The sequence below is a fragment of the Paraburkholderia sp. IW21 genome (assembly GCF_041321145.1).
In the GTDB taxonomy this organism is placed as follows: Bacteria; Pseudomonadota; Gammaproteobacteria; order Burkholderiales; family Burkholderiaceae; genus Paraburkholderia.
On record NZ_JBGGWA010000029.1, the window covers coordinates 1 to 3,243 of the forward strand.

Sequence of the window (3,243 nt, forward strand, 5' to 3'; positions counted from 1 at the left end):
GCGTAGCCGCGTATTGATGCCCGCACGTCCGGCGCTTCCCGGCTTCTTCGTCGCGTCCTGGTCGATGCTGAACGTGTAGACCTCGGACGAGCCGTAGTGGTTGACGAACAGCTCGGGCTTGAACGCGGCCGACAGGCGCTTCAACAGGCCGTCGTTCATCGGAGCGCCGGCGAAGCCGAGCTTCTTGACCGACGAGGTATCGACTTTCGCGAACTCCGCATCGGCGAGCAGGTCGTGATAAAGCGTCGGCACGAGATAAAGGCATGTCAGCTTGTGCTTCGAAATCGATTCGAGCGCGAGCCGCGAATTCCAGCGGCGCACACAGACGAAGAGACCATCGACCATCGCCATCGAAAGCAGCGAGCGAACGCCCATCGTGTGATAGAGCGGCATCACGCCGAGCGTGCGCTCGCCATGCCGATACAGGTTCTGCGCGACGTGTGCGAGCGCGCCGGCCCGTTCATGCCGATGACGGCGTGGCACGCCCTTCGCCTTGCCCGTCGTGCCCGACGTGTAGAGGATCAGCGAGTAGTCGTCGGCGGTTGCCTCCGTGGCTTGGGTCGTTGGGCCCGAACGTTCGCGTTCGACGAGCAGCGCATCGAGCGTCGTCGTGTGGCCCTGCGCGTCGTCCAGTCCGATGCGCGGCACGCTTTGCGCAGCGGGGCTCTGAACGACGGCATCGGCGCACACCGGTTCGTAGACGATCGCCTTCGCGCCTGCATCGGTCACGCAGTAGTCAAGTTCCTCGGGCTTCGCGCGCCAGTTGAGCGGCACGATCACGATGCCCGCGAACTGGCAGGCCCAATGCAGCGTCGCCATTTCCCAGCGGTTTTGCAGCACGACAAGCAGACGGTCGCCACGCACGAGGCCGAGTTCGCACAGGCCATCGGCGACGTTTAGAATGATGCGATGCCACTGAACGTAAGTGAGTTGCAGATCGCCATCGACGAGTGCGAGCGCGTTCGGGCTGCGCTCCACGCTTTGCAGAAAGGTCCGGCCGAGATCAAGCATGAGCGGCCTCCCGGCTAACGTTCTTCTGATTCCGTCGTGCCGCCACGTCGAGGACGGCCGCGACGATCGGCGTGTAGCCCGTACAGCGGCAGATATGGCCCGAGAGCATCTCGCGCACCTGTTCCTCGCTCGGATCGGGCACGCGTTGCAGATAGTCCGCGCACGACATCAGAATGCCCGCGGTGCAGAAGCCACATTGCAACGCGTGATGCCGCTGAAACGCCTGCTGCAGGTCGCCGAGCGTCTGTTCGGGCGCAAGGCCCTCGACCGTATCGACACGGCGCCCGTCCACCTGCACCGCGAGCATCAGACACGAGCGTGCCGCGACGCCGTCGATATGCACGGTGCACGCACCGCACACGCCGTGTTCGCAGCCGACGTGGGTACCCGTCGCGCCGAGTTCGTGCCGGATGAAATCCGACAGCAGTTCGCGCGGCTCGCAGTGGCCGCTTCGTTCGCAACCGTTGAGCGTCAACGTGACCCGCCGCTCTTCGCCCTGCCGCATGATATGCATTGTTGTCTTGCTCACTTCGCCTCCTCGATCACGCGCCATCCGAGTTGCCGGACCAGATGCCGGCGGTACTTCGCGCTGATATGCGCGTCGTCCTGCGCGCCCAGCTTCCAGCTCAAATCGTTCAAGGCACTACGTAAGTCGTCGCCGTGCAGGCGCGGCCAGCGCTCGATCATCGGCCGGTCCGCTACGCCCCCGACCGCGATGCGTATCGAATCGTCCGTCACGATCGCGGCGCAGGCCACCATCGCGAAATCGCCGTGGCGCGCCGAAAATTCCGTGAACGCGTAGCGCTCGCCGGGCCTCTTCAGCGGGAAGCGCACGGCTTCGACGAGTTCGTCGGGTTCGCGCGCCGTCGTCAACATGCCTTGAAAGAAATCGGCGGCGGCGAGCACGCGCTTTTTCTTCTTTGAGCGCAACATCACGTCGCCGCCGAGCGCGGTGAGCACGAGCGGCAGTTCGGCGCTCGGGTCGGCATGCGCGACCGAGCCACAGACGGTCCCGCGATTGCGGACCTGGAAATGCGAGATGTGAGGGAAGGCCATCGCGAGCAGCGGTACTTCATCGCGCAGCGACTTACGCCACTCGACGCTGCCCTGCGTCGCCGCCGCGCTCACGACGAGATGTCCCGCTTCGTTATCGACGCGCACCGCATTCAGTTCGTCGGTACGCGAGATGTCGATCAGCACTCGGGGCTGCGCGAGCCGCATGTTGAGCACTGCCATCAGCGATTGACCGCCCGCGAGAATGCGCGCGTCCTCGCCGGTTTGCGCGAGCGTATCGAGCGCGTCCTGCGTCGTCATGGCGCGCAGATAATCGAACGGCGCTGGTTTCATGAATGTCTCCTGAAGCGAGCGAAGAGGCGTGTGATCCACGAGCCGCCTGTTTGCACGGACTCGCCGGCGGCTTGCCGTCCGAGCGATTCGAACAACTGCTTGAGCACGACCTTCGCCGCGCCTTCGAGCATGCGTCCACCCACGGCCGCGACCTTGCCCGACACTTGCGCCTCGTAGTCGTACGTGAGTCGCGTGCCGTTGTCGGTCGGCGTGAGTTCGACGAGGCCATTGCCGCTCGCACTGCCCAGCGGCGAGATACCCGCGCCTGCAAGGCGCAGCCGATGCGGCGCGTCGATCTCGGACAATCCAATTCGCGCTTCGAAACGCGCCTTGATTATGCCGACGCCGACGGTCACATCCGCGCGATACTGGTTCGGCGCCGTTGCTTCGAGCGCGTGGCAGCCAGGGATGACCTTCGCTAGCGCAGTCGGATCGAGCAGCACGGCGAAGATCGCTTCGGGCCTGGCGGGCAAATCGACGGAGCCTTGCGCGGTCAGCGCCTTGCCACCCGGCAACGCCGGCTTCGCGGGCACCGCCTCGCGCCACTCGGGCCGCGACGGCTCTGGATCGTCGATGCCAATCAGCGCCATCACTTTCGCGGGCGTCAGCGGCAGGCGGATATCCTCGATACCGAGCGCATCGGCTACCGCATTCGCGATGCACGGCGGCGTGCTCATGTTGTTGCCTTCACCAAGCCCCTTCGCGCCGAGCGGCGTGAACGGCGACGGCGTTTCCAGATGCACAATCACCGGATCGGGCACCTCGCAGGTCGTCGGCATCAGGTAGTCGGCGAGCGTACCCGACTGGAAACTGCCATCGACGCCGTAGCGGAACTCTTCCATCAGCGCCGCGCCGAGACCTTGCGCAAACGCGCCGCGAATCTGG

The 3,243-nt window shown here is 65.1% G+C and carries 4 protein-coding genes; all 4 read right to left on the reverse strand.

The genetic code is table 11. From position 1 onward, the window contains the following. Window positions 1-1,011, reverse strand: a 1,011-nt coding sequence (locus ACAX43_RS32840; protein ID WP_370712475.1) for an AMP-binding protein, incomplete at its 3' end; no start/stop codon positions are given. Further along, a complete protein-coding gene (locus ACAX43_RS32845) occupies window positions 1,004-1,525 on the reverse strand; it encodes a (2Fe-2S)-binding protein (protein WP_370712478.1) in 522 nt (173 codons plus the stop codon). The genes ACAX43_RS32845 and ACAX43_RS32840, both read right to left, overlap by 8 nt. An 11-nt stretch (window positions 1,526-1,536) precedes the next feature. Next, complete coding sequence (locus ACAX43_RS32850) at window positions 1,537-2,358, reverse strand: xanthine dehydrogenase family protein subunit M (RefSeq protein ID WP_370712476.1); 822 nt, start codon at window positions 2,356-2,358, stop codon at window positions 1,537-1,539. Beyond that, window positions 2,355-3,243: SRPBCC domain-containing protein (locus tag ACAX43_RS32855; protein WP_370712477.1), on the reverse strand; the 889-nt coding region annotated here is incomplete at its 5' end. The genes ACAX43_RS32855 and ACAX43_RS32850, both read right to left, overlap by 4 nt.

Bases quoted from the DNA above. Each gene is read 5' to 3' on its own strand.
- ACAX43_RS32845 (WP_370712478.1), bottom strand. From the start codon at position 1,525: ATGCATATCATGCGGCAGGGCGAAGAGCGGCGGGTCACGTTGACGCTC.
- ACAX43_RS32850 (WP_370712476.1), bottom strand. From the start codon at position 2,358: ATGAAACCAGCGCCGTTCGATTATCTGCGCGCCATGACGACGCAGGAC.